Source organism: Lentzea flava, assembly GCF_014648475.1.
In the GTDB taxonomy this organism is placed as follows: Bacteria; Actinomycetota; Actinomycetes; order Mycobacteriales; family Pseudonocardiaceae; genus Lentzea; species Lentzea flava.
In genome coordinates, this window is sequence record NZ_BMRE01000010.1 from 1 (window position 1) to 25012 (window position 25012).

A 25012-nucleotide genomic window follows, 5' to 3' on the forward strand; every position below is an offset into this window, starting at 1 on the left:
GCCCAGACCCTCGCGGCCTAACCTTTACTTAGCCAGTCCAACTTTCCGGGACCAGTTCACACGTCAGGTGGATGAAGGAGCCCTTCATCGATCAAACAGGAGGCTAGTGCGCCTCACCCAGGTACGCGTCACGCACGCGCTGGTCAGCCAGCAGCGCCTGACCCGTGTCCGACAGGGTGGTGCGACCGAGGTCGATCACGTAGCCGTAGTCCGACAACGCCAGAGCCGCCAGAGCGTTCTGCTCCACCAGGAGAATGGTGGTGCCGAGCGACTGCAGTTCCTTGATGGTGTCGAAGATCCGCTGCGTCATGATCGGCGAGAGACCCATCGAGGGCTCGTCGAGCATCAGCAGGCGGGGCTTGGACATCATGGCGCGTCCGATGGCGAGCATCTGCTGCTCACCACCGGAGAAGAGCCCGGCCTTGTTGTGCCGCCGCTCCCCCAGGACGGGGAACAGCTCGTAGACCCGGTCCATGTCGGCCTGCACGCCGTCGTCCTTGCGGACGTAGGCGCCGAGCTGGAGGTTCTCCTCCACGGTCATCCGCGGGAAGAGCCGCCTGCCCTCGGGGCAGTGGGCGATGCCCTCGCCGAGGATCGCGTGCGCCGGGTCGTTGTGGATCGGCTTGCCCTGGAACAGGATCTCGCCGGACGACGGCCGCAGCAGACCCGAGATGGTGCGCAGGGTCGTGGTCTTGCCCGCACCGTTCGAGCCGATGAGCGACACGATCTGGCCGGCCTCGACGGTGAACGAGATGTCGCGGACGGCCTCGATCGCGCCGTAGGAGACCGAGAGGTTGCGGACTTCGAGCAGCGCGGTCATGCCTGCTCCTCCTCAGCAGAAGCAGCGGCGGCCTCGACGTCGTGCTGGACTTCCTCCGGCGGCTTGCCGAGGTAGGCCTCGACGACCCGCGGGTCCGCCCGCACGGTTTCGGGGCTGCCTTCGACGAGCAGCTCGCCCTGCACGAGCACGGAAACCGAGTCGCACAGCCCGAAGATGAACTTGATGTCGTGCTCGATGACGACGACGGACACGCCCGTCTCGCGGATGCGGAAGATCAGCTGCTGCGTCGCTTCCGTCTCCTGCGGGTTCATGCCCGCGGTGGGCTCGTCCAGCAGCAGCACCGCCGGGTCCGTCGCCAACGCGCGCGCGATCTCGAGACGGCGCTGGTCGCCGTACGGGAGGTTGCGCGACAGCTCGTCGTCGAGGTTGTTCAGGCCGACGAACGCGAGCAGCTCCCGCGACCGCTCACGGGCCGCCCGCTCACCGCGCTGGTAGGCGGGGCCGTGGAACAGCGAGGCCAGCGGGCCCTGCTTCATCCGCGAGTGCCTGCCGACGAGCACGTTCTCGAGCACGGTCATGCTGGGGAACAGGCGGATGTTCTGGAACGTCCGCGCCACGCCCGCCTTCGTCACGTGCGCCGGGTCGCCGGGCAGCTCCTTGCCCTTCAGCAGCACCTGGCCCGTGGTCGGCTGGTACAGGCCCGTGAGGCAGTTGAAGAACGTCGTCTTCCCCGCGCCGTTGGGGCCGATCAGGCCGACGATCTTGCCTTCGTCGAGCGTCAGGGTGACGCCCTTCAACGCCTTGAGGCCACCGAAGACCATCGAGACGTCGCGCGCTTCCAACACCGGCGTGCTCACGCCTTCGCCTCCTTCGGCACCTCGTGGACCTCGTCCACCGGCACACCACCAACGTCCTCGTCAGCCAGCTCGGCTCGCCGGTGCCGGTCGGGGATCAGACCCTGCGGACGGAACCGCATGATGACGATCAGCGCGAGGCCGAAGATCATCAGGCGGTACTCCTCGAACTCGCGCAGCTTCTCGGGCAGCACGAACAGCAGCGCGGCACCGAGGACGGCGCCGGGGATCGAGCCCATGCCGCCGAGGATGACCGCCGCGAGCAGCGTGACCGACTCCATGAACTTGAACGACTCGTACGACACCGTGCCGTTCTTGTGCGCGAACACCGCACCCGCGAGACCCGCGAGCGTGGCGCCGATGAGGAACGCGAGGATCTTCTTCTTGCCGGTCTGGATGCCCATCGCGCGGGCAGCGTCCTCGTCCTCGCGGATCGCGATCCAGGCCCGGCCGATGCGGCTGAACTTGAGGTTCGCGAACACCGCCATCGTCGCCGCCACGAGCAGCACGATGAGGATGTAGTAGAGGACGCCGGCGGGCAGCTTCACCGCGCCGATCGAGAACGACTTGTTGAACTCCGCGCCGAACAGCGACAGCGGCGGGATGCCGGGGATCGCGTTCGAGCCGTTGGTGATGCCACCGATGTCGTTCTGCGCGGACCTGGTGAAGATCTCACCGAACGCCAGCGTCACGATGGCCAGGTAGTCACCGCGAACCCGCAGCGTCGGCGAACCGACGATCGCGCCGAAGATGCCGGCCACGACGCCCGCGATCACCGCCGCGACCGGGAACGGCAGGGTGATGCCGAAGTGCGCGGTGGCGGCACCGGAGAAGTTCGCCGCGACGAGCGCGCCGATACCCATGAACGCCACGTACCCGAGGTCGAGCAGACCCGCGAGACCGACGACGATGTTCAGGCCGATCGCGGTGGCGGCGTAGATGCCGATGTTCGCCGCGACGGTCATCCAGTACTCGTTGCCCGCCTCGGTGAACGGCAGCAGCAGCGCGCACGCCGCCAGCACGATCACGCTGAACACGCGGTGTTCCTCGGACAGGACCGAGAGCCAGCGGATGAACCCGACACCGCTCAGGGCGGCGAGCACACCACCGGCGAACCCGAGGAACGACAGGAAGATCGCGCCCGCGTACGGGTTGGACGTGCCGACACCGCCGGTGGTGAGCATCGCGGCGACGGCGTACAGCACCGCCGCGAACGACACCAGCAGCACCAGGTACGCGACCGGCGTGGAGAGCTTGACCTTCCACTGGCCGGGCAGCTCGATGCCGATGCCGTAGCCGGCGAGGATCGCCAGCACACCGCCGACGAGGCCCACGATGCTGCCGAACGCGACGTCGCCGTCGAGGGCCGTGATGGCACCGAGGCCACCGCCCTTGACCGTGATGTACGCGCCGTTGATGAACGACACGACGGCAAGACCCCAGCCGAGAGCCCGCACGACGCGGCCCTTGGACGGGACCGGCGCGAAGGCCGCGACCAGGATGAGCACACCGAGCAGCAGGACGTGCCAGCGGAAGCCGGTGACGGCGAACGGCGCGTCGAAGAACTGCAGCGTGGACTTGTCCGGCCAGTTGCCGTCCTTGAGGCCGAACGTGACCCACGGCAGGAGAGCCGCGACGATGCCGAGGACGCCACCGACGGCCGCGAACGGCTTGCCCAGCGGTGCGAGGGCGGAACGCTGCTCCACGGGCGGGGCGGCAGCGGGAGTGGACACAGTGCTCGTGCTCATGCGCGCACCCTTTCCGGCTCACCGAACAGACCCTGCGGGCGGAAGACGAGCACGAGGATCAGCACGACGAAGATCCACACGTAGTCGTACTGGGTGCCGCCCGGCATGTACTGACCGGCCAGGGTCTTGATCAGACCGATGATGAACGCGCCGATGACCGCACCGCGGATGCTGCCGACGCCGCCCAGGACGGCCGCCGTGAAGGCGAAGATGCCGTTCTGGAAGCCCATGTCGATGTTGATGTTGTTCAGGTACCCGCCGAACATGATGCCCGCGACGCCGGCGAGCACGGCACCGAAGACGAACGTCAGGACGATCACGCGGTCGGGGTTGACGCCCATGAGCTTCGCGGTGTCGGGGTCCTGCGCGGTAGCGCGCATCGCCCGGCCCATCCGCGACTTGTTGACGTAGGTCTGCAGGATGACCGACAGACCCACCGAGAGCACCACGAGCAGCACGCCGGTCCACGGGACGTTGATCGTGCCGAGCGTGAGGCTTCCTTCGGGGAAGACCTTCGGGTACGGCAGGTTCGACTTCGCGTTCGGGTACCAGACGCGCACGGCTTCCTGCAGGAACACGGACACGCCGAGCGCCGTGATGAGCGGCGCGAGCCGGGGTGCGTTGCGCAGCGGCCGGTAGGCGAACCGTTCCATGATCACGGCGACGATGACCGCGATGACGATGCCGCCGACGAACATGAGCGGCAGAGCCACGGCAGGCGACTTCTTGAGGTCGTCAGGAAGAAGCGTGAACGTGGCGAGTCCTCCGTACGAGGACACCATGAAAACCTCGCCGTGGGCGAAGTTGATCAGCTGGATGATGCCGTACACCATGGTGTACCCGAGGGCGATCAGGGCGATCAACGCACCCTGCACGACCCCGTTGGCCAGCTGTTGAAGCAGGACTGACACGACTACCTCCGTAGACGGCGGGGGCGAGCAAACAACGCCCGCCCCCGCCGTAGCTTCAATCAGTGATCAGTAGTCGTCAGCCGGAGAACGTCCCGGTCTGAACGTCCTTCCACTTGCCAGAGGTGACCTGGTACACGGTCAGCACCTTGTTCGTGCTGTCGCCGTACTGGTCGAACTTGACCTCACCGGTGGCGCCGGAGCCGCTGTACTTGCCGACGTTGGTCAGCATGTCGTCGCGCTTGGCGTCGGACCAGTCACCGCTGGAGAGGGTGGCGGCCAGGGCACCGATGATCGCGTTCGCGGCGTCGTAGGAGAACGCACCGTACGCGGCGTAGTCCTCCTTGCCGAACTTCGCCTTGTACGCGTCGACGAAGGCCTTGGCGGTGGCCAGGGACTCGGTCGGGGCGCCGACGGAGGTGGCGAGGTCGCCTTCCTTGCCGCCGAGCTCGATGAACTTCGGGTCGAAGATGCCGTCGCCGCCCATCAGCGGAACGTTCAGACCCGCGCTCGCCATCTGCTTCGACAGCGGGCCGGCGACCGGGTACTCACCGCCGTAGTAGACGGCTTCCGGGTTCAGCGCCTTGATCTTGGAGATGACGCCGGAGAAGTCGGTGTCCTTCTCGCCGACCTTCTCGGAGCCGACGATCTTGCCGCCCTTCTTGGCGACCTGCTTCGACAGCTCGGCGGCGAGGCCCTCACCGTAGGTCTTGCCGTCGGTGATGATGGCGATGTTCTTCTTGCCGGCCTTCTCGACGAGGTAGTTGGCCGCGTACGGGCCCTGCAGGTCGTCGGTGGTGCAGACGCGGAAGTAGTTGTCGAACTGGCGCTTCGGGGCGGTCAGGAAGTCGTTGCCCCTGGTGAGCGTCGGGTTGGTGTTCGCGGGCGACACCTGGGGGATCTTCTTGTCCCGCAGGATCGGCTGGACCGTCTGGGCGACCGACGAGTTCAGCGTGCCGACGACGCCGACGACGTTCGGGTCGGTCGACAGCTTGGTGGCGGCCTGGGCACCCTTGGCGGGGTTGGCCTCGTCGTCCTGGGCCGACACGGTCAACTTGTAGCCCTTGACCGTGCACTTCTTGTTGGCCTCTTCCACCGCGAGCTCGGCGGACTGCTTGATGCCGATGCCGAGAGCGGACAGGTTCCCGGACAGCGGGGCGACAACACCGACGGTCAGAGTGCCCTTCGACGTGTCGCAGCTGCCCCCGTTGTTGCCGCCTGCCTCATCCTTGTTCGAGCCACAGGCTGCAAGAACAAGCAGCGCTGCGCCGACAATCGCTGCGGACTTCACAGAGTGCTTACGCACGTGATGTCCCTCCTCTATCCCTGCTCCCGGCGACGCGAGTTCTCCGCGCACCGCTCCACGACCCTCTCCTGAGGGATGGCCGGAACCTAGGCGATGACTGTGACCCCAGTCATCAACGCCAATGGGCTCGTGACCATAACGCAACGCGGCGTTATGTTTTCCTTAAGGGATCTTACATAGCGTAACCTTCGTTCACTCTTTGGACGCCTGTCATAGCGTGGACGTATGACTCCGCGTCATCGGGTGATCGCTTCGCTAGGTGTGGCCGCCGTCCTCGTCGCAGCGGTCCTGGCACTGCGCCAGACCGATGACGCGGCCAAGAAGCCCAGCTCAGAGCCGGTTCGACTGACACGTTACGCGGCGGAGTCCGTCACGTTACCGGCCCAACCGGCAGCACCTCACGCGCCGTCCTCCGTCTGGAGCAGTGACGGCAGACTCCAATGGATGCCCGTGGACGGCGCGTCCGGGTACGAGGTGTCCGGCCGGCTTGTGGCGTCGCCAGAGACCAGCGGGTCCGGGCGTGCCGACGTGCGGGCCGTGGACGCGTTCGGCCAGCGCTCCCTACCCGCCCGAGCCGAGGAACGCCCTCGTGACGACACGTGGCGCCGGGCCGTCAGCGGGTGGATGGACGATTTCGACGACACGTTCCTGCAACGGCGCTACCACCTGAGCGGCCGGCCCGGCTGCGTGAACCCCGGCTCCGGGTCGAACGGCCGGCTGGTGATCGACATGCCCTGCGGGAACGACACGGCCGTCTTGCGCGCACGGTCGCTGCTGCAGCTGACCGACTCGGACGAACTCGGCCGGGTGGCCGTGGTGACGGACGCCGCCGGGCCACGGGGAAAGCTCGTGCTCGACCTCGTGCCAGGAACTCCCGACCGGGTCGGACCCATCCCTCCCGCAGATGCGATTCGCGTTGTGGTGGACGACTCCGTCGCACCTCGTACCCGCGGTGCGGGCGTTCTGCATCGATTCGAAGTGGTGCTGACACGATCGGGCGTGCGCGTTCTGCAGGACGGCACGCAAATCGCGACCTCACCCGCCGTACCGCGGTGGCGCGAGGCGAGCGTGCTGATCGGCCTCACTCCTCCGCCCAGCTATCCGGGCCGGGTGGAGCTCGACACGGTCGGCCTGAGCGCGTCAGTGCCGCCGTCGACTGCCGTGACCGAGACACCGCTCGTGGCGGGAACGTTGCGCGTGCTGGAGCCCAACGAGGAGGCGCCGGGCATCGGCGTGGCGCGCGCACCGTTGCGTGGAGCTGCATCAGCGCGACTGCGGGCCACGGTGCGACTGGGCGACGGCGGCGACGTGAACGGCCTGGTCGCCCAGCTCGGCTCGGAGCGGGTGCCGCTGCGACCGGTGGTGAGCGGCTGGTCCGGAGCGCAGGACAGCGAGCTGACCGTCGCCGGGGACCTGCCGGCGTCGTTGCTGGGCGGGGAGGGACCTGACTCGCTGACGCCGTTCGTGCTGCGCATGCCCGGCGCGTCGCAGGCCCAGGTGCTGGAGAGCTACCTGGAGGTGCCGGGTGAGTCGCAGGAGAAGCTGCCGAACGTGCTCGACGAGCCGGCGCCGGTTCTGCCCGTGATGACCGCCGAGTTCGTCGCCGTGACCCCGGCCGAGGCGACACTGGTGGTCACGCTCGACGCCACCACCGCGCGATCAGTGGCGCCGATAGCGGGCTTCGAGGTCTATCTCGACAGCGGTCGCATCGCGACCATGCCCATGCCGGGCGGGATCGGGGGCCGGCACGAGCTCCAGCTCTCGCTGAAGGGCAACCACACCGTCGAAGTCCGCCTGCGGCCCGAGAACCCGGACGCGCAGACGGACTCCGTGTGGCTCGAACTCAGCCGAAGTTCTCGATGACGGCCTCGGCGACGGCCTTCATCGTGGTGCGGCGGTCCATGGCGGTGCGCTGCACCCACCGGAACGCCTCCGGCTCGCTCAGACCCTGCTTGGTCATGAGAATGCCCTTGGCCCGTTCCACGACCTTGCGCGTCTCGAGGCGCTCGGTCAGTCCGGCGACCTCCTGCTCGAGGGCGGCGAGCTCGCTGAACCGGCTCATCGCGAGCTCGATCGCGGGCACGAGGTCCCGCTTCGCGAACGGCTTGACCAGGTAGGCCATCGCACCGGCGTCCCTCGCCCGTTCGACCAGGTCGCGCTGGCTGAACGCGGTGAGGATCACGACCGGCGCGATCCGGTGGCCCGCGATGTGCTGCGCCGCCTCGATCCCGTCGACCTTGGGCATCTTGACGTCCAGGATCACCAGGTCGGGGTTGAGCTCGGTCGCGAGCTTGATGGCCTCTTCACCATCAGCGGCCTCACCCGCCACCTCGTAGCCCTCTTCGCGCAGCATCTCGACGAGGTCGAGACGGATCAGCGCCTCGTCCTCGGCGACCAGTACGCGAGGGGCCTTGCGCGTGGCTTCGGACTGGGCCTCGGCAGCCTGCTGGGTCACCGGGGTCCTCCTGACGATCGTTCCTGCGGGCGAAAGCGCAGTCTACCGGCGTGCAGGCCCCTGATCAGGCTCACCAGCCGTGACGGCAGACACGAACTCCTCCGGCCACGGGTAGGTCCGCATGGCCGAGTCGACGTCCTGAGCGGGAGGTTCGGTGCGGCGCAGCGTGATGTCGCACGTCGTACCGAACTGCGGGTGGGCGAGCTTCGCCCTGATCTCGTCCTCGGCCGGTCCGCCCGGCCACTCGACGAACCACCCCGCGCCCATGGGAAGTGCTCGCAACCAACTCGCGTCATGCCACAGGTGTACCCGGCGCAGGAGAGCGCTCCCAGTGGCCGCTTCGGCGATCTCCTCATCATTGCCGCCGCCGTCGGTGTACTCGACACCGCGGAACTCGTGCATCCAGCGCACGTACCGCATGCCGAGGTCCCAGGCCCGCTCGTCCACACCGGCGAGCACGACTGCCGCGTCCGGAGTGGCCAGTTCGGCCGACCGCCGGTACTGCCGGTGCGTCAGACCCGCGACGCCCATGCCGTAACCGGCCTCGGTCCGCGGCAGCAGCTCGAACAGCAGCGGCCCCAGAGCGCGGTCATCGAGGTGCAGCCGCAGGGTCTCCCCCGGCTCCACCGCCCGGAACGCGTGCGTGGGCCGGAGGATGCTCGCCGGCGGCATCAGCTGGAGCGTGCTGGCCGCGGTGCATCCCGCGAGCAGCACCTTGGCCTCCAGCTGCCGCTGGGCCTCGGTGGTCGCGTCGGGCAGCAGCTCGCCGTCGCGCACGGCGGGCACCGCCTGGGAGAGGTTCTCGCCCGTGTAGGTGCGCCGCAGATCGGCGAGCTGGTCCGTGATGGACAGACGTGCCATGACAGCAGTCCTCGTTTCCGCCGCCCGGCTCGGCACGACAAGGACGCATGTGTCACGCGTCTACGTGGTCGGTTCGCTTCGGTGAGCAGGAGTTGCTGAACACTGCGGCGGAGTTCGCCGCTCACTGCCGGGGAGCGGCTCCAGCCTCACGTCTGCTCGGACGCCACCCACCACGTTACCGGACCGGCGCACCCGGTTTTCTAGTCGGCGCCCACGATCAGCTTGTACTTCACGTCGACCTCTTTGCCGCCGGCCGAGCCGCGGATGATCAGCTCGTGCTCGCCGGACGCGGGCGGGTTGATCCACGCGTACAGGCCGCAGCCGACCGAGTTGATCCTGCCCGCCTGGGTGCCGAACGGGTTGCCCGCGCGCGCCTCGTAGGTGAAGGGCGTCGCGGACACCCTCGTCAACGCCTGGGTGGAGCCGTCCAGCAGCACCTCGCCCTGGGCGCCCTTCATGAACCTCTCGCACTCGGCGACGTCACTCGCGAGGTTCACGGCGGGCGCGAGCAACGGCTTGGAGGCAGGCACCCGGCACTGCCGTTCGACCGGTCCCTCACCGAGCGACCCGGCGAGCAGCCAGACCTCGACGGGCTGGTCGCGCATGCAGAACCGGCCGGAGGTGTCGGACACGGGGTTGCTGTTGGCGGGCTGGGAAGCCCACGTCCACCAGCGCGCCTGGAACTCACCGGGCGTCAGCTTGTCCGATGTGGACGTCTGCGGTGCTGTCTGTGGGGCTGCCATCTGCGCGTTGCCGCCGCAACCGGCGAGCAGAACAACTAAGAACAGCAGGACTTTCCTCACTGGTTCTCGCGTCCCTTGCGTCGTTGTTCCTCCGCGCGCTCACGGCAGCGGCGCAGGAACTCCTCGTCGTCGTCAGGATTGGTGGCCGCGAACCGCCCCGGCCGGTTGTACTCGGGAAAATCGGCGGCATCGCGCTCGTACGCCCCGAGCCGCGCACGCCCGGTCCCCACCACCGGACGGCCGGCCACGAGCCACGCGATCGAACCCACCAACGGGAACAGCAGGACCAGGAGAAGCCAGAGGATCTTCGGCAGATTGCGAACTGAACCTTCGTCGGTCGTGATGACATCCACGACAGCGAAGATCGTCAGCAGCAACGTCACCACTCCGAACAGCCCACCGAAGTACAACATCTCCAACCCCCCAGGTCGTGCGGTCGCGCACATGGTGGCACAAGGGGCCACTCCGTGAACATGGTTGGTTCCTCAATCAACCCCGCCCCATTCCGGCAGTGGTGAACATCGCCGAAACAAAACCCGCGACTTCGCGTCGGCCAGGCCGCATTTCCACCATTTGAGACGGACGTGGTCTACACCATCCGACCTGGTCGGGCCTGGCGCACAGGCCACCTGGAAACCCCCAGCACAGCACACCCGGCGACCGGACACCCGCTCGGCCGACAGGTCCAGCGCGGTGGTCCGACCTGGGCAACGAAATCACTCTCCAGGGTGAAGCGATACGCCTGCGCGGCCGAATTTCTCGAACGCCGCGGAGCCTCGCCCGGATTCCGTTCAGGTCGATTCCGCGCGCGCTTTCCCGCACACTCCGGCACCACACCTCGGGCTCGTTGTCTCGTGTGCAGAACCGGTATCCGCACCGGGTTGCGGAATTCGCAACTTGTCCGCCCGGCCGAACAAACGACCGCGGCGACGTGTTCTGACGCTGAGCACCAGACCTGCTGCACGCCCGTTGCCGCAGCGATAAGCAGGCCTTAGCGTCGGCCGCATGCCCAAGGGTGCCGAGAGCTTGCTGGAAGTGCTGGCCGCGCACGAGGTCGAGGTCGTGTTCGGCCTGCCCGGTGTGCACAACCTCGCCATCTGGGAGGCGCTCGAGAAGCACAAGGGCATCCGCATGATCGGTGTACGGCACGAGCAGACGGCGGTCTACGCGGCCGACGGCTACGCAAGGGCGACGGGCAAGCTGGGCGTGGCGGTCGTGACCACCGGGCCGGGTGCGGCGAACACGCTCGGGGCGACCGGTGAGGCGTGGGCGTCGGGCAGTCCCGTGCTCGTCATCGCGACGGACATCCCGTCGACGCTGCGGCAGCCAGGGGTGTACCGGGGTGTGCTGCACGAGACGCGGGACCAGAAGGCCATGTTCGGACCGGTCACCAAGGCCGCGTTCGACGTACCGAGCGCGCCCGAGCTGGGCGCGTGCACCGACAAGGCGGTTCAGGCGGCCACGCGGAGCCCGCACGGACCGGTTTATCTCGGTGTGCCAACGGATTTCCTGTCCGCCGAGGTGCCGCACCACACGCCGGCGAAGGTCGAGCAGCCCCACCTCGTTCCCGACCTCACCGAGGCTCTGGGGCTCATCGCTTCGGCGGAGCGGCCGTTGATCTGGGCGGGCGGCGGCGCGGCGCGGTCGGGGGCGGGTGCCGCGGTCGGGGCGTTGGCGGACAAGCTCGGTGCGCCGATCGTCACCACGTACGGGGCTCGGGGGCTGACGGACAGCCGGTACGTCGTGAAGGGACCCGTCCACGCACCGCCGGTCGGGAGGATGTGGGACGAGGCCGATCTCGTCATCGCGATCGGCACCGACTTCGACGGCATGATGACGCAGAACTGGTTGCAGCCCAGGCCACCCGCGTTGCTCGCGATCAACATCGACAAGGCCGAGGCGAACAAGAACTACCCGGCGGACGTCACGATGGAAGGCGACGCGGCCGCCGTCACCGCCGCACTCGCGGCCGGCGTGACCGGCAAGGAAGCCGTCGTCGACGTCGAGGCGGTCAACGCCGAGGTGCGGGCGTTGGCCGAGGCGGACTCGCCCGAGGCAGTGCGGCTGTTGCAGGCGCTCGAGGGTGAGACGGCCACGATCGTCGCGGACATGTGCATCCCCGGCTACTGGATCGGCGGTTTCCACCACGTCACCAGGCCGCGCGGGCTGGCGTACCCCGTCGGATGGGGAACGCTCGGGTTCGGCTTCCCGGCGGCGATCGGGGCCGCGGTGCAGGGCCGGACGATCGCGGTGGTCGGCGACGGCGGATTCCTGTTCGCGTGCGGAGACCTGGCGACGTTGCGGCAGGAGAACCTGCCGCTGACGATCGTGCTCGTTGACGACGGCGGGTACGGGATGCTGCGGTACGACCAGCAGATCGCCGGTCACGCCATCAGCGGGGTGGATCTCACGAGGCCCGACTTCGCGAAGCTGGCGGAGAGCTTCGGCGTTCCCGCTGTCACGCTCGACGGCTTCGACGGGTTGAAGGAGGCGCTGGCCTCCGCGGTGGGACCCACCATGATCGTGGTCAACGCGAGCTTGCGGCCACCGGTCAACACCTCGCCTCGCTGGTACCGCAAAACCGCCACTTGATCACACACCTGCTGGGTACCGTCCGCCCATGAGACGTGGGCTGGGGATCGTGCTCGCTGTGCAGGCAGTGGTGCTGACCGCGTTGTCGGGACGGTACGGGTTCCACCGCGACGAGCTGTACTTCATCGCGGCGGGGAAGCGGCCCGACTGGGGTTATGTGGACCAGCCGCCGATCACACCGATCCTCGCCCGCGTCAGCACGGAGATCTTCGGCGAGACGCCGGTCGGGCTTCGGGTGATCGCCACGCTGCTCGCGCTCGCCATCACGGTCGTGGTCGCGCTGATCGCGAAGGAACTGGGCGGTGGCGCGGTGTTCGCCGCCGCGGCGTCGGCGACGTCGACGTTCGTGCTCGCGGTGAGCCACATGGTGTCCACGGCCACCGTCGACCTGTTGATCTGGGTGCTCTTCGGGTACTTCGCGGTCAGGCTGCTGAAGACGCGCGACGGACGCTGGTGGCTCGCGCTCGGCGCGACCGCGGGGGTCGGGCTCGCCAACAAGTGGCTGGTGCTCCTGCTGGTGGCCGCGCTGGCGATCGCGTTGCTCGTCACCGGCCCGCGGGAGGTGTTCCGCACCTGGTGGCTGCCGGCCGGACTGGCGGTGTGCGCGGTGATCGCCGCCCCGGTCGTCGCGTGGCAGGTGCTGCACGACTTCCCCCTGCTCACCGTCGCGCGCGGCATCAGCGAGGACGACGGCGCCGAGAACCGCATCATGTTCGTTCCCATGCAGATCCTTATGCTGTCGCCGTTCCTGTTGCCGGTGTGGGTGATCGGTTTCCGGAACCTGTGGCGCGACAGGACGTTCCGTTCGCTCGCGGTGGCCTACCCGATCCTCTGCGTGCTGGCGCTCATCACCGGCGGCAAGCCCTACTACGCCATCCCGCTGCTGTTGGTGCTGGTGGCCGCGGGCGCGCGTCAGGCCCAGGAATGGTTGTTGCGCCGCAAGGTGATCGGCGGTGTGCTGGCGGTGCTGAGCGTGGTGCCCGCGGTGATCGGATCACTGCCGGTCCTGCCGCCCAGCGCGCTCGGCCCCGTCCTCGCGATCAACCCCGAACAGGGCGAGCAGATCGGCTGGCGCGAGTTCGCCGCCACGGTCCAGCACGCGTGGCAGGAGAACGACCGACCCGTCGTGATCACCAGCAACTACGGCCAGGCCGGCGCGATCGAGACCTACACCCGGATTCACGTCTACTCCGGACACATGTCCTACTACGACTGGGGACCTCCTGCGACCACCAGCAAGAAGGTGCTCCTGGTCGGGTTCAACAATCCGTTGTTCACGGGCTGCAAGCGCGTTGCCCAGCACCACAACGTCGTGGAAAACGAAGAAGACGGCACGGAGATGTGGGCGTGCACGGCACCCGCGGAACCATGGGACGACATCTGGCCGAAGCTGCGCCACTACTACTGAGGGCTGACAGAATCGCCCGGTGACCCGAACCTGGCCCGCGAACCGCGCTACCGACGAACGCGTACTCGCCTGGGAGTTCCTCGACTTCCTCCGCAAGACCGCAGTGATGAAGGTCGACGGGCTGACCCGCGACCTGGCCGCGGCGGCGCCGATTCCGACGTCGCCGAAGCTGACCGCGCTCGGCGTGCTCAAGCATCTCGTCGCGGTGGAGCGCTACTGGCTGTGCATCGCGGGCGCCGGGCTGGACCTGCCGTCGTTGTGGAAGGGAGACCCGGACCCGTCGTGGGACCTCACCGACGACGACACGCCTGAGTCGTTGATCGAGGCCTACCGCGCCGAGTGGGCCAACGCCGAGGCGTTGAAGCACCGCGATCCCGACGACAGCGCGGCGGACGAGAGCTACACCGTGCGCTGGATCCTCGCCCACGTGGCGCAGGAGACCGCGCGGCACGTCGGCCATCTGGATCTGCTGCGCGAGCTCGCGGACGGGCAGACCGGCGAATAGCTCACTTCGCCGTCATGGCTGACTTATGTAGCCACCCACGGCGTTCTGGCACACCTCCTGCAGAGCGTTGACCGCGTCGCGCAGCAACGGGTTCGTGTTCGCGGTGCGGTGCACCACGTGCACGTGCCTGCGCAACGGCTTGTGGCGCAACGGCATCGCGTGCGTACCCGGTATCGCCTTGTAGCCGAGCGCGGGCACCAACGCGACGCCGACACCGGCCGCCACGAGCGACTGGACGACCTCGTAGTCGTTGCTCCGGAAGGCGATTCTCGGGGTGAAACCCGACGCCGCGCACAGCCGGGTGAGACAGGTGGCACCGGACGTGCCGTCACGCGAGGCGATCCAGCGCTCGTCTTTGAGATCTTCGATCTTGACGTTGTTCTTCGCCGCCGGGTGATCGACCGGAACCATCACCAGGAGTGCCTCGTCCAGCAACGGCAGCACCGTGAGTTCGTCCGGCCAGGTCTGCGGGACGAGGTCGTAGGCGTACACCAGCGCGAGGTCCAGCTCACCGGTCAGCACGAGCGGCAGCACGTCCTCCGGCTCGGCCTCGTCGAGGCGGATCTCGGCGTCGGGCAGGTCGGCGGAGAGCTTGGCCAGCGCCTTCGGCACGAGCCTCGAGCTGGCCGTGGGGAACGTGCCGATGCGCAGGCGCCCGCGCAGGCCCTGCACCATCGCCTTGACCTCGTGCTCGAACCCGTCGAACGCGGCGAGCAGCTCGCCACCGCGGTCAGCGATCAGCAGGGCCGCGCTGGCAGGCCTGATCGAGTGCGCCTCGCGTTCGAAGAGCGTCACGCCGACGGCACGTTCGAACGCCGAGATCTGCTGCGAGACGGCCGACGACGTGTAGCCGAGACGGCGAGCCGCCTCGGCGAACGACCCCGTCTTCACGACCTCGACGAGCGTGCGGAGATGGACCGGGTTGAGCACCAGGACAGCTTATGCTCGACGTCGCGAGGTTTCATTCTGCAACCCCTGGCGGAACGACCGGGCAACTACCAGGGTGGGGGCATGCCCTATGTCTCCACGAACCCGTCGAACACCTCCGACGTGGTCACCGAGATCGAGCTCGGGACCAGCCGCACCTTCGTCGACGCAGCAGAGCGGGCGAAGGCGGCACAGCGCGCGTGGGCGCGTGTGCCCGCGCCCGTGCGTGGGCAGGTCATCGGCAACATCGGCCGGCTCGTCGAGGCGAACTTCGAGCCACTCGCCCAGCTGGTGACCCGCGAGATCGGCAAGCCGATCGCGGAGGCACGCGGCGAGGTGCAGGAGATCGTGGACACCTGCAACTTCTTCCTCGGCGAGGGCCGGCGCCTCTACGGGCACACCGTGCCGTCGGAGATGACCGACAAGCAGCTCTTCACCTTCCGCAACCCGGTCGGCGTCGCGGCCATCATCACCGCCGGCAACTTCCCCGTCGCCGTGCCGTCCTGGTACATCGTGCCCGCGCTGCTGTGCGGCAACTCGGTCGTGTGGAAGCCCGCCGAGTACTCCGCCGCGTCCGCCCAGGCCTTCTACGACGTGTTCCAGGCCGCGGGCCTCCCCGACGGCGTGTTCGAGATCGTCTTCGCCGAGGGGTCGGAGACGTTCAACGGCCTGGAGCAGGCGCTGCAGCGAGGTCTGGTCGACAAGGTCGGCTTCACCGGCTCCAGCGAGGTCGGTGTGCGGATCGGCGAGCTCTGCGGACGCCACCTCCAGACGCCGTGCCTGGAGCTGGGCGGCAAGAACCCGATGGTCGTCACCGAGGACGCCGATCTGGACCTGGCCGTGCAGGGGGCGCTGTTCGCCGGCTTCGGCTCCGCGGGCCAGCGGTGCACCTCGCTCGGCACGGCGATCGTGCACGAGTCGGTGTACGACGAGTTCCTGTCCCGGTTCGTCGAGGCCGTGTCCGCCGCCACCGTGGGCGACCCGACTGGCGATGTCCTCTATGGACCGTTGCTGGACGAGAAGTTCGCACTGGCGTACGAGAAGTACCTCGGCTGGATCGGCGAGCACCACACGGTGCACGGCCCGACCGGCCGCATCACGGCTGCCAGCCCCCGCAACGGCTTCACTGGTGAGAACGGCTTCTTCTACCACCCCGCAATCGTTTCCGGTGTGCGTGCCGACGACGAACTGTTCCTCCAGGAGACGTTCGGACCGATCGTCGGCGTCATGAAGTACTCGGACCTGGACGAGGCGATCGAGCTCGGCAACAAGCCGGGCTACGGCCTGTCGTGCTCGATCTACACCACGGACCCGAACAAGGCCTTCCGGTTCCGCGCCGGCATCTCCGCCGGCATGGTGAGCGTCAACAACTCGACGTCCGGGGCCGAAGCGCACCTGCCGTTCGGCGGAAACGGCAAGAGCGGCAACGGCTCCCGGCAGTCGGGCGTGTGGGTGCTCGACCAGTTCACCCGCTGGCAGTCCATGAACTGGGACTACTCGGGGAAGCTGCAGAAGGCGCAGATGGACACGCTCGCGATCGAGGCGAACCTTGACTTCCGACTCGGCTGAGCTGCCTTCTCAGGCCGAGGTCGTCGTCATCGGCGGCGGGGTGATCGGCACATCCGTTGCCTTTCACCTCGCCGAGGCAGGCGTCCGGGACGTCGTCGTCGTGGAGCGGGATGAGCTGGGGTCCGGCTCCACCTGCAAGGCAGCGGGTGGAGTGCGCGCCCAGTTCTCCGACGAACTGAACATCAGGCTCGGCGCCCGATCACTCGAAGCGTTCCAGCGCTTTCCGCAGCGGCCCGGGCAGGAGATCGATCTGCACCAGGTCGGCTACCTGTTCCTCCTTTCTTCTGCCGAACACGTCACGGCGTTCGAGCGCAACGTCGACCTCCAGAACTCCCTCGGCGTGCGCAGTCGGATGCTGACTGTCGAGGAAGCACGACGGATGTCGCCGTTGATCGAAACGGACGGCCTGCTCGCGGCGACCTACTCGCCGGACGACGGACACTGCACGCCTGAGTCCGTTGTCCTCGGTTACGCCACCGCGGCCCGCCGGCTCGGTGTCCGTTTCCACACCAGAACCACCGTGAGATCGATCGTAGGGACGGGGTCCGACACTTTTCGCGTGCAGACCGACCGCGGCGAGGTTTCGACGGGGAATGTGGTCTGCGCAGCGGGCGCGTGGTCGCGCTCGATCGGCGAGATGGTGGGCGTTGACCTGCCGGTTTCCCCTCTGCGACGGCAGATCATGTTCACCGAGCCCATGCCAGAGCTACACGATCGGGTGACGCCCTTCACCATCGACTTCGCCAGCACCTTCTACTTCCACCGCGAGGGCCGCGGGCTGCTGTTCGGCATGTCCGACCCGGACGAGACGCCGGGCTTCAAGCTGGACATGTCCGACGCGTGGCTGCCGCGCCTCACCGAGGCGATCGAACGGCGCGCACCGCGACTGCTCGACGTGGGCGTGCGCAACGGGTGGGCCGGGCTGTACGAGGTGACGCCCGACCACAACGCGCTGATCGGCTCAGCCGGACGTTTCTTCTACGCCACGGGATTCTCCGGACACGGTTTCCTGCAGGGCCCCGCGGTCGGCGAGGTCGTGCGCGACCTCGTGCTCGGCCGCGAGCCCTTCGTCGACGTGTCCAGTTTGGACGCCTCCCGGTTCGCCGCCGACCGGGCGCGGCCGGAACTCAACTGCGTGTGAGGGATGCTGATGGACGTTCTCCAGCTCATGGACGAGTGGGGGCCTGAGAAGGTCGTCTGCGTGTCCGACCGGCGCACCGGCATGAAAGGTGTGCTCGTCATCGACAACACCGCGCGCGGCATGGGCAAGGGCGGCACGCGGATGAGCCCCGGCGTGACCGTCGCCGAGATCGCCCGCCTCGCGCGCGTGATGACGTGGAAGTGGGCGGGGGCCGACCTGTTCTTCGGCGGGGCGAAGGCGGGCATCGTGTTCGATCCTGCCTCGCCTGACAAGGAAGCCGCGCTGCGGGCGTTCGCGCGCAAGCTCTCCAACGAGGTGCCGCGCGAATACGTGCTCGGCCTCGACATGGGCCTCACCGAACGGGACGCCGCGATCGTCCAGGACGAACTGTCGGACCGCGGCGCTATGATGGGCGCACCGGCTCAACTCGGCGGTCTTCCGTACGACGAGCTGGGCGTCACCGGGTTCGGCGTGGCCGAGGTGGCGGACGAACTGATGTCGTTGTCCGGCAAGCGGGTGGCGATCCAGGGTTTCGGCGCGGTTGGTGCCGCGGCGGCTCGGCGCTTCGCCGAACTGGGCGCTGTCGTCGTTGCCGTGTCGTCGGTGCACGGCGCGTTGGTGGACCCCGACGGCCTGGACGTGGCGCGCCTGCTCGACCTGCGGGCGTCGTCCGGTGATCTCGCGGTCAAGGAGTACGGCCCGGTTCAGGCACTGGGCGCCGAACTCCGGGTGCCGTGCGACGTGCTGGTGCCGGCCGCGTTGCAGGACGTGATCGACGCGGACCTGGCAGGCGAGCTCGACACCACCCTGGTGGTCGAGGGCGCGAACCTGCCGACCTCCGTTGCGGCACAGGAGGTCCTGGCCGCGCGCGGCATCACGGTCGTGCCGGACTTCATCGCGAACGCCGGCGGCGTGGTCGCGGCGGCGTTCGGCATGGACGCGCGGTACTCACCGTTCCCGGTGAACCCCGCGACGGTGCTGGACGCGGTGTCGCAGAAGCTGAGGGCGAACGCGGCCCACATCGTCGCGGAAGCCCGGAATCGCGGCACCACAACACATGTGGCTGCGCGGGAGCTCGCGCAGGAACGTGTGCTGGCCGCGATGAAGCTGCGGGGGCGGGTCGCATGAGCGCGCCCGACGCTGCCGCGAACGGGACGCACCCGGCACGGGAAGGCGTGCCGGGCGAGGCGGAACAGCCTGTGCCCGGCCGCGCAAGCTCGCCCGACGGTGCCGCGAACGAGACGGACACGGCACAAGAAGGCGTGACAGGCGCGACGCAACAGTCCGAGCCGAGTCGTGCGAGCGCGCCCGACGCTGCCGCGAACCAAGCGGCCGGAACCGAGGCCGAAGCCGTCACAACCCACGCAGAAGAAAGGGCGTCGGCACAGGAAGGCGTGACAGGCACGGCGCAACAGCCCGGGCCGAGTCGTGCGAGCGCGCTCGAAGGCATCGTGATCGCGGACTTCAGCCGGGTGCTGGCCGCCCCGTACGCGACGATGGTGCTGGGCGACCTCGGCGCCGAGGTGGTCAAGGTCGAACAACCCGGCCGCGGCGACGAGACCCGCACGTGGGGTCCGCCGCACTTCGAGGGCGAGGCGACGTACTTCCTGTCCGTCAACAGGAACAAGATGTCCGTGCAGATCGACCTGTCCACGCGGGCGGGCCGGGAGCAGGCGCGCGAGCTGATCGCGCGGGCGGACGTGGTGGTGGAGAACTTCAAACCGGGCACCATGAAGAAGTTCGGGCTGGACTACGAGTCGTTGGGGCGTGACGACCTGGTCTACTGCTCGATCTCCGGGTTCGGTTCTGGCAAGGGCGCGGACCTGCCCGGCTACGACCTGCTCGTGCAGGCCGTGGGCGGGCTGATGAGCATGACCGGGCCCGGGCCGTACGAGCCGGTGAAAACCGGTGTGGCACTGGTCGACGTGCTCACCGGGTTGCACGCGTGCGTCGGCATTCTGGCGGCGTTGCGGCACCGGGAGGCGACCGGGCAGGGGCAGCTGGTCGAGCTGGACCTGCTGTCGGTGTTGTTGTCCAGCATGGTGAACCAGAGCGCGGGGTTCACGCTGGCCGGCTCGATCCCGAAGCCGATGGGCAACCGGCACCCGTCGATCGCGCCGTACGAGGTGTTCCCGACGGCCGATCAGCCGATGGTGCTCGCGGTCGGGAACGACCGGCAGTTCCGGCGGCTGTGCTCGGTGCTGGACGTGCCGGAGCTGGCCACGGACGAGCGGTTCGTGACGAACTCGGCGAGGGTCGAGCACGTCGACGAGCTGTTCGAGGTGTTGTCGGCGCGGCTGCGGACGCGGCCGGCGCAGCACTGGTTCGAAACCCTGACGCCGCTGGGCGTTCCGTGCGGTCCGGTGAACGACATCGCGCACGCGTTCGCGCTGGCGGAGTCGCTGGACCTCAACCCCACCGCGACGATCGGCGACATGACGCTCGTCGCGAACCCCATCCGCCTGTCGCGCACGCCGGTCACCTACCGGCTGCGCCCGCCGAAGCTGGAGCAGTGAAGTGCAGGACCCGTTGCAGTTGCTGGACATCCCGTCGTTGCTGAGCGACGAGGAGCGCGACATCCAGGCCACCGTCGCGGCGTACCTGTCCGATCACGTGCGGCCGCACATCGCCACCTGGTTCGAGGAAGGCGTGTTGCCGCGGGAGCTGGCCCGCGAACTCGGCAAGCTCGGGGTGCTGGGCATGCACCTCGAGGGGTACGGGTGCGCGGGCACGTCGGCGTTGGCGTACGGGCTCGCGTGCCTGGAGCTGGAGGCCGTGGACAGCGGGATCCGGAGCTTCGTGTCGGTGCAGGGGTCGCTGTCGATGTTCTCGATCTGGAAGTACGGGTCGGAGGAGCAGAAGCAGGAGTGGTTGCCGCGGCTCGCGGCCGGCGACGCGATCGGGTGCTTCGGGCTGACCGAGCCGGACTTCGGCTCGAACCCGTCGGGGATGCGCACGCGGGCCGTGCGCGACGGTGGGGACTGGGTGCTGAACGGCACCAAGATGTGGATCACCAACGGTGGCCTCGCGGACGTGGCAACCGTGTGGGCGCAGACCGAGGAGGGAATCCGAGGATTTCTCGTGCCCCGCGGCACGCCGGGATTCTCGACCAGGGACATCAAGCACAAGCTGTCGATGCGAGCGTCCGTCACGTCCGAGCTGATCCTCGAGGACGTGCGGTTGCCGGACAGCGCGCGGCTGCCGCTCGCGACTTCGCTGCGCGCTCCCCTGTCGTGCCTGAACGAGGCGCGGTTCGGGATCGTGTTCGGTGCCGTCGGCGCCGCGCGGGACTCGTTGCAGGCGGCGCTCGACTACTCCGGCACGCGCATCCAGTTCGACAAGCCGATCGCCGCGTTCCAGCTGACGCAGCGCAAGCTCGCGAGCATGTCCGTGCAGGTCAACAACGCGATGCTGCTCGCACTGCACCTCGCGAGGCTCAAGGAGGCCGGCACGCTGAAGCCGGAGCAGATCAGCATGGGCAAGTACAACAACGTCGAGGCGGCCATCGCGATCGCGCGGGAGAGCAGGACGGTCCTCGGGGCCAACGGCATCTCGCTGGAGTACTCGCCGTTGCGTCACGCGAACAACCTGGAATCCGTGCTGACCTATGAGGGAACCTCCGACATCCACCTGCTATCCATCGGCCACGCGTTGACCGGAATCGCCTCATTCCGATGATCCTTCGCCCTATCCTGCAACCCGCAACGGGATCGTGGGGTGGGAGGACGTTCTGCCGGAGGAGATGAGCAGCCGCAGCGACGCGCGCCGCAACCGCAAGCGTTTGCTGGAGGCGGCCACGCACGTTCTGCGGGCTGAACCAGCAACGGCGACGATGCAGTCCATCGCGCGCAGGGCGGCGCTTTCGCAAGCGACGGCGTACCGCCACTTCCCGTCCGTGGAAGCGCTCGTTTCGGCGTATCACGAGGACGTCATCACGTCGTTGGCCGAACACGGCGAACGGTCCCGCAAGACCGGCAAGGAGCTGTTCGAGCACCAGGCCACGCGCTGGGTGAAGCTGCAGAACGTGCACGGTCCGGTGATCGTGCGGTTCTGGTCCCAGCGCGGGTTCCTGGAGCGGCTGCAGTCCGCGGACGTCCTCACCACGCTGTCGGGCAAGGCGTGGGACAGGGCGCTGCGCGGAGTGCTGATCGAGCTGGCGCTGCCGGACGCCTTGCTGTCCGTCGCGCGGTTCCTGCACAACGCGCTGTTCGACCCGCGGGAGATCATCGATCTGACGAAGACCGCCGGACTACCCGACGAGCAGGTGGTCCGGCGGCTCTCGGACGCGTTCTACGGAGCGCTGCGCGGATGGGCGAACTCGGGAGCGTGAAACCCCTGAGGCTCAGCACACCCTGACGCGCTGGAGCTCCGCCTTGAGGTTCGGCCGGCCGTCCAGCGGGTTCTCCCCCGCGATGCCGCCCGCCGCGATCTTGTCGAGGGTCTTCAGGCCCTCCGGCAGGATCGTGCCGAACACTGTGTAGTTCGGGCGCAGGATCGAGTCGGTCTGCACCAGGAAGAACTGGCTGCCGTTCGTGTCCGGGCCGGCGTTGGCCATCGCGAGCGTGCCGCGCGGGTAGATGCGGCGCTGGCCGGTCGGGTCGTTCGGCGCGGGCTGCAGGTCGGTGGGCAGCTCGTCCTTGTACTTGTAGCCGGGGCCACCCTCACCGGTGTTGGACGGGTCGCCGCACTGCAGCACCTTCAGCGTCGGGTACGCGGTGAGGCGGTGGCACTCGGTCTTGTCGTAGAAGCGGTGCTCCGCGAGGTGGATGAAGCTGTGCACCGTGCACGGGGCCTTGGCGCGGTCGAGCAGCAGCGGGATGTCGCCCTGGTTCGTCTTCACCTTCACCAGGACCTTGCCCTTGGTGAACCACGGGTTGCGCGGAATCGACACCGGACGAGCGGGAGGTTCCTCCGGCGTCGCGGTGTAGCCGCAGTCGGGCCGTGCCTGTGGCTGCGCGGAAGCGGTTCCGGTGGTGATGAATCCAACGGCCAGTGCCGCCACTGCCAGACCAGCTGCGATTCGCCTCATGCGCGTTTCCTAGTGGAGTGGGCCGCGGCCGGGCAAGGTTTAACGGATCACTCAGTTGTCGGTGTCCTCGGTGATCTCGTACTCGCAGGTCGTTTCCTCACCGGAGCGGGCGATCTCCTTCTCCTTCTCGACGCGCAGCTTGCACGTGACCTGGTTGTCCGACTTGACCTTCACCGTGATCTTGCCGAGCGCGTTGGCCAGCATTCCGCGGTTCCGCACCGGCAGGTCGACGGTTTCGGTGTACGAGTTGCCGCCGGGAACGCTGACCGAGACCTCGGCCTTGCCGGTGCCTTCGACGTCGTAGAACGCCTCGTAGGTGTAGCTCTTCGGGCCACACGCCGTGAGTGCCAAAACGGGAACCAGCAGGAGGAGTTTGTTCATGGCTCGAATTCTGGTGATCGGCTCGCGGTGTCACTTCTGTCTGCGGACGGGTTGTGGGTCCTACTTTTGGCCGACCAGCCGGGATTCCCACGCCCAGGCGGCGATCTCGACGCGGTTGCGCGCGTCCAATTTGGTCTGAACGCTGGCCAGGTGCGTTTTGACCGTGCCCACTGAGATGAAGAGTTCCTGAGCGATCTCGGCGTTTGTCCGGCCAATGGCCGCGAGCTTGACGACATCGAGCTCGCGCGCGGACAGGTTGTGCGGCTGTTGAGGTGTCGGCGTGTTCATGTGTTGCAACAGCCTGACGGTGATGGACGGGCTGATGAGCGCATCACCTGTGACGGCCGCACGGACCGCTTCGATGAGCAGGTTGGGACCGGCGTCCTTCAGCAGGAACCCGCACGCGCCGTTATTCAGCGCCGTGTGCACGTACTCGTCGTGGTCGAACGTGGTGCACACGACCACGTGGACGTCGTTCGCGATCTGTTTGAGCGCTTCGAGGCCGTCCATGCGCGGCATGCGGATGTCCATCAACGCGACGTCCGGCTTGGTGCGGCGGGCCTCGGCGACGGCTTCGACACCGTCCTGCGCCTCGGCCACGACCTCGATGTCGGGCTCGGCTCCCAGAATCATGCCGAACCCCGTGCGCACCATCGCCTGGTCGTCCGCGACGAGAACCCTGATCACGCGGTCGCCTTTCCTGTCGGGAGCGCGGCGTCGACGACCCAGCCGCCGTCGATGCCCGGCCCTGCCTTGATCCTGCCACCGAGCGCCTGCACGCGTTCGGTGAGTCCGACGAGACCGAAGCCGTTGCCCTGCCGTGCGGGCTTGCCGTCGTCGACGACCCGCACGGTGACCCAGTCCGGGGTGGCCTGGATCTGAACGTCCACTGTGGTCGCTTCCTGCGCGTGTTTGCGGATGTTGGTCAACGACTCCATGACCACGCGGTGCACGGAGCTCGCGACCTCGAGCGGCAGGGTTGCGGTGTCGCCGTGGATTTCGAGGGTCGCCCGCGGTTCGGCCTCCACGAGCGGCTCGATGTCGACGAGGCCCGCGACCGGTGCGACGGGGGCGTCGTCGCGGAGCATGCCGACCATGCGGCGCATCGCGGCCATGGCCTCGCCACCGGCTTCCTCGATTCGTTCCAGAGCCTGTTTCGCCTGCTCAGGATTGCGTTCGACGATCCGGCCAGCGCCCTGGGCGAGCACGACCATCCCGGTGATGTGGTGGCCGACGAAGTCGTGCAGGTCCCTGGCGAACTCCGCCTTCTGCTCGGCCTTGACGGCCGCGACCTGCTTCTCGCGCGCGTTGCCCAGCAGGCGGAGGTAGCCGATGAGCGCGAGCACGCCGGTGGCGACGACGAGCAGGCCCATCGCCAGGGTCAGCTCCGTGGGGCCGAGCGGGTATCGCACCGGCTGGGTGACCAGCGCGATCACGATCCAGCCGATCAGCGGCGCGTCCCACCACGACCTCGCGCGGTGCGCGGTGACCGCCAGCACGCCGGTGAGCGCCAGGGCCTCGGCCAGCCCGAACTCCTTCTCCAGCGGGTTGACCAGCGTGAACGTCAGGCACGCGGTGGCAGCCGCGGCAGCCGTCACCCGGTGGGGGCGCAGCCAGGCGAACGCGGGCAGCAGGACGCACGCCAGCGCCGCCCAGCCGGTCCACGGGTGAAGGCCGGGTGAGCGGAACAGGCCGTAGTACCAGTCCACGAACGCGGCGGCGACCAGGGCGGCGATCGCGCCGTACCTCCAGAGCATGGCCATGACCTTATGCATTCGCGCATGCCTCGCAGATCGGCCGAAAG

General features: G+C 68.2%; 24 protein-coding genes. 10 read left to right on the forward strand and 14 right to left on the reverse strand.

Annotated features, from left to right (window positions below; translation table 11 throughout):
* Positions 1-103: 103 nt before the first annotated feature.
* From IEZ09_RS14420 to IEZ09_RS14440, 5 genes are all read right to left on the reverse strand, one after another.
* Complete coding sequence (locus IEZ09_RS14420) at positions 104-820, reverse strand: ABC transporter ATP-binding protein (RefSeq protein ID WP_189254186.1); 717 nt, start codon at positions 818-820, stop codon at positions 104-106.
* Entirely contained in the window at positions 817-1638 is an 822-nt protein-coding gene (locus IEZ09_RS14425; protein ID WP_229812552.1) for an ABC transporter ATP-binding protein, read from the reverse strand. Before IEZ09_RS14425 ends, IEZ09_RS14420 begins: the two co-directional genes overlap by 4 nt.
* Positions 1635-3383 carry a branched-chain amino acid ABC transporter permease gene (locus tag IEZ09_RS14430; protein ID WP_189254187.1) on the reverse strand — a complete coding sequence of 583 codons (1749 nt, stop codon included), beginning with the start codon at positions 3381-3383 and terminating at the stop codon, positions 1635-1637. Before IEZ09_RS14430 ends, IEZ09_RS14425 begins: the two co-directional genes overlap by 4 nt.
* Positions 3380-4294 carry a branched-chain amino acid ABC transporter permease gene (locus IEZ09_RS14435; protein ID WP_189254188.1) on the reverse strand — a complete coding sequence of 305 codons (915 nt, stop codon included), beginning with the start codon at positions 4292-4294 and terminating at the stop codon, positions 3380-3382. Before IEZ09_RS14435 ends, IEZ09_RS14430 begins: the two co-directional genes overlap by 4 nt.
* 76 nt (positions 4295-4370) lie before the next feature.
* A complete protein-coding gene (locus IEZ09_RS14440) occupies positions 4371-5597 on the reverse strand; it encodes a branched-chain amino acid ABC transporter substrate-binding protein (protein ID WP_229812553.1) in 1227 nt (408 codons plus the stop codon).
* A gap of 444 nt (positions 5598-6041) precedes the next feature.
* On the opposite strand from IEZ09_RS14440, the gene IEZ09_RS14445 reads away from it, so the two are divergent.
* Entirely contained in the window at positions 6042-7460 is a 1419-nt protein-coding gene (locus IEZ09_RS14445) for a hypothetical protein (RefSeq protein ID WP_189254189.1), read from the forward strand.
* Here the strand turns inward: IEZ09_RS14445 and IEZ09_RS14450 are convergent.
* From IEZ09_RS14450 to IEZ09_RS14465, 4 genes are all read right to left on the reverse strand, one after another.
* Positions 7441-8052, reverse strand: coding sequence for an ANTAR domain-containing response regulator (locus IEZ09_RS14450; protein ID WP_189254190.1), 612 nt, complete (start codon positions 8050-8052; stop codon positions 7441-7443). The genes IEZ09_RS14445 and IEZ09_RS14450 overlap by 20 nt on opposite strands.
* Before the next feature lie 42 nt (positions 8053-8094).
* Positions 8095-8913, reverse strand: coding sequence for a hypothetical protein (locus tag IEZ09_RS14455; RefSeq protein WP_189254191.1), 819 nt, complete (start codon positions 8911-8913; stop codon positions 8095-8097).
* Positions 8914-9113: 200 nt separating this feature from the next.
* The gene (locus IEZ09_RS14460; protein ID WP_189254192.1) at positions 9114-9716 is read right to left on the reverse strand and encodes a signal protein; all 603 of its coding nucleotides are present in this window, start codon (positions 9714-9716) and stop codon (positions 9114-9116) included.
* Positions 9713-10069 (reverse strand): PLDc N-terminal domain-containing protein, encoded by a 357-nt coding sequence (locus tag IEZ09_RS14465; RefSeq protein ID WP_189254193.1) that lies wholly within the window; start codon positions 10067-10069, stop codon positions 9713-9715. Before IEZ09_RS14465 ends, IEZ09_RS14460 begins: the two co-directional genes overlap by 4 nt.
* A gap of 592 nt (positions 10070-10661) precedes the next feature.
* Here IEZ09_RS14465 and IEZ09_RS14470 point away from each other — a divergent pair.
* Genes IEZ09_RS14470 through IEZ09_RS14480 form a run of 3 tightly spaced genes read left to right on the forward strand, consistent with a single transcriptional unit; the run spans position 10662 to position 14161 of the window.
* A complete protein-coding gene (locus IEZ09_RS14470; protein WP_189254194.1) occupies positions 10662-12248 on the forward strand; it encodes a thiamine pyrophosphate-binding protein in 1587 nt (528 codons plus the stop codon).
* A 28-nt stretch (positions 12249-12276) separates the two neighbouring features.
* Complete coding sequence (locus tag IEZ09_RS14475) at positions 12277-13656, forward strand: ArnT family glycosyltransferase (protein WP_189254195.1); 1380 nt, start codon at positions 12277-12279, stop codon at positions 13654-13656.
* Between the two features lie 19 nt (positions 13657-13675).
* Entirely contained in the window at positions 13676-14161 is a 486-nt protein-coding gene (locus IEZ09_RS14480; RefSeq protein ID WP_229812554.1) for a DinB family protein, read from the forward strand.
* Between the two features lie 12 nt (positions 14162-14173).
* Here the strand turns inward: IEZ09_RS14480 and IEZ09_RS14485 are convergent, their stop codons facing one another.
* A complete protein-coding gene (locus IEZ09_RS14485) occupies positions 14174-15091 on the reverse strand; it encodes a LysR family transcriptional regulator (RefSeq protein ID WP_189254196.1) in 918 nt (305 codons plus the stop codon).
* An 81-nt stretch (positions 15092-15172) separates the two neighbouring features.
* Here IEZ09_RS14485 and IEZ09_RS14490 point away from each other — a divergent pair, with 81 nt between their 5' ends.
* The 6 genes from IEZ09_RS14490 (at position 15173) to IEZ09_RS14515 (ending at position 22128) form a co-directional block, all read left to right on the forward strand.
* Positions 15173-16657 carry an aldehyde dehydrogenase family protein gene (locus IEZ09_RS14490; RefSeq protein ID WP_189254197.1) on the forward strand — a complete coding sequence of 495 codons (1485 nt, stop codon included), beginning with the start codon at positions 15173-15175 and terminating at the stop codon, positions 16655-16657.
* A complete protein-coding gene (locus IEZ09_RS14495; RefSeq protein ID WP_229812555.1) occupies positions 16638-17798 on the forward strand; it encodes an NAD(P)/FAD-dependent oxidoreductase in 1161 nt (386 codons plus the stop codon). Before IEZ09_RS14490 ends, IEZ09_RS14495 begins: the two co-directional genes overlap by 20 nt.
* A gap of 9 nt (positions 17799-17807) precedes the next feature.
* A complete protein-coding gene (locus IEZ09_RS14500) occupies positions 17808-18926 on the forward strand; it encodes a Glu/Leu/Phe/Val family dehydrogenase (RefSeq protein WP_229812556.1) in 1119 nt (372 codons plus the stop codon).
* Between the two features lie 266 nt (positions 18927-19192).
* On the forward strand, positions 19193-20314 hold the full coding sequence (locus IEZ09_RS14505) for a CaiB/BaiF CoA transferase family protein (protein ID WP_229812557.1): 1122 nt from the start codon (positions 19193-19195) through the stop codon (positions 20312-20314).
* A 1-nt stretch (position 20315) separates the two neighbouring features.
* Positions 20316-21476, forward strand: coding sequence for an acyl-CoA dehydrogenase family protein (locus IEZ09_RS14510; protein ID WP_189254199.1), 1161 nt, complete (start codon positions 20316-20318; stop codon positions 21474-21476).
* 64 nt (positions 21477-21540) lie between these two features.
* On the forward strand, positions 21541-22128 hold the full coding sequence (locus IEZ09_RS14515; protein WP_189254200.1) for a TetR/AcrR family transcriptional regulator: 588 nt from the start codon (positions 21541-21543) through the stop codon (positions 22126-22128).
* A gap of 12 nt (positions 22129-22140) precedes the next feature.
* On the opposite strand, the gene IEZ09_RS14520 is transcribed toward IEZ09_RS14515, so the two are convergent.
* From IEZ09_RS14520 to IEZ09_RS14535, 4 genes are read right to left on the reverse strand one after another with little or no spacing between them, the layout of a single operon-like run.
* Positions 22141-22827, reverse strand: coding sequence for a peptidylprolyl isomerase (locus IEZ09_RS14520; protein ID WP_189254201.1), 687 nt, complete (start codon positions 22825-22827; stop codon positions 22141-22143).
* 51 nt (positions 22828-22878) lie between these two features.
* Positions 22879-23208: a hypothetical protein gene (locus IEZ09_RS14525; RefSeq protein ID WP_189254202.1), complete on the reverse strand. Its 330-nt coding sequence runs from the start codon at positions 23206-23208 to the stop codon at positions 22879-22881.
* Between the two features lie 60 nt (positions 23209-23268).
* Positions 23269-23895, reverse strand: coding sequence for a response regulator (locus tag IEZ09_RS14530; RefSeq protein ID WP_189254203.1), 627 nt, complete (start codon positions 23893-23895; stop codon positions 23269-23271).
* Entirely contained in the window at positions 23892-24965 is a 1074-nt protein-coding gene (locus IEZ09_RS14535; protein WP_189254204.1) for a sensor histidine kinase, read from the reverse strand. Before IEZ09_RS14535 ends, IEZ09_RS14530 begins: the two co-directional genes overlap by 4 nt.
* Between the last annotated feature and the right edge of the window lie 47 nt (positions 24966-25012).

What these genes read in the sequence shown, in the direction of transcription:
- IEZ09_RS14420 (WP_189254186.1), bottom strand. Translation starts at nt 820, where the DNA reads ATGACCGCGCTGCTCGAAGTCCGCAACCTCTCGGTCTCCTACGGCGCG.
- IEZ09_RS14430 (WP_189254187.1), bottom strand. Translation starts at nt 3,383, where the DNA reads ATGAGCACGAGCACTGTGTCCACTCCCGCTGCCGCCCCGCCCGTGGAG.
- IEZ09_RS14445 (WP_189254189.1), top strand. Translation starts at nt 6,042, where the DNA reads ATGCCCGTGGACGGCGCGTCCGGGTACGAGGTGTCCGGCCGGCTTGTG.
- IEZ09_RS14455 (WP_189254191.1), bottom strand. Translation starts at nt 8,913, where the DNA reads ATGGCACGTCTGTCCATCACGGACCAGCTCGCCGATCTGCGGCGCACC.
- IEZ09_RS14465 (WP_189254193.1), bottom strand. Translation starts at nt 10,069, where the DNA reads ATGTTGTACTTCGGTGGGCTGTTCGGAGTGGTGACGTTGCTGCTGACG.
- IEZ09_RS14470 (WP_189254194.1), top strand. Translation starts at nt 10,662, where the DNA reads ATGCCCAAGGGTGCCGAGAGCTTGCTGGAAGTGCTGGCCGCGCACGAG.
- IEZ09_RS14475 (WP_189254195.1), top strand. Translation starts at nt 12,277, where the DNA reads ATGAGACGTGGGCTGGGGATCGTGCTCGCTGTGCAGGCAGTGGTGCTG.
- IEZ09_RS14490 (WP_189254197.1), top strand. Translation starts at nt 15,173, where the DNA reads ATGCCCTATGTCTCCACGAACCCGTCGAACACCTCCGACGTGGTCACC.
- IEZ09_RS14500 (WP_229812556.1), top strand. Translation starts at nt 17,808, where the DNA reads ATGGACGTTCTCCAGCTCATGGACGAGTGGGGGCCTGAGAAGGTCGTC.
- IEZ09_RS14515 (WP_189254200.1), top strand. Translation starts at nt 21,541, where the DNA reads ATGAGCAGCCGCAGCGACGCGCGCCGCAACCGCAAGCGTTTGCTGGAG.
- IEZ09_RS14520 (WP_189254201.1), bottom strand. Translation starts at nt 22,827, where the DNA reads ATGAGGCGAATCGCAGCTGGTCTGGCAGTGGCGGCACTGGCCGTTGGA.
- IEZ09_RS14525 (WP_189254202.1), bottom strand. Translation starts at nt 23,208, where the DNA reads ATGAACAAACTCCTCCTGCTGGTTCCCGTTTTGGCACTCACGGCGTGT.
- IEZ09_RS14535 (WP_189254204.1), bottom strand. Translation starts at nt 24,965, where the DNA reads ATGCTCTGGAGGTACGGCGCGATCGCCGCCCTGGTCGCCGCCGCGTTC.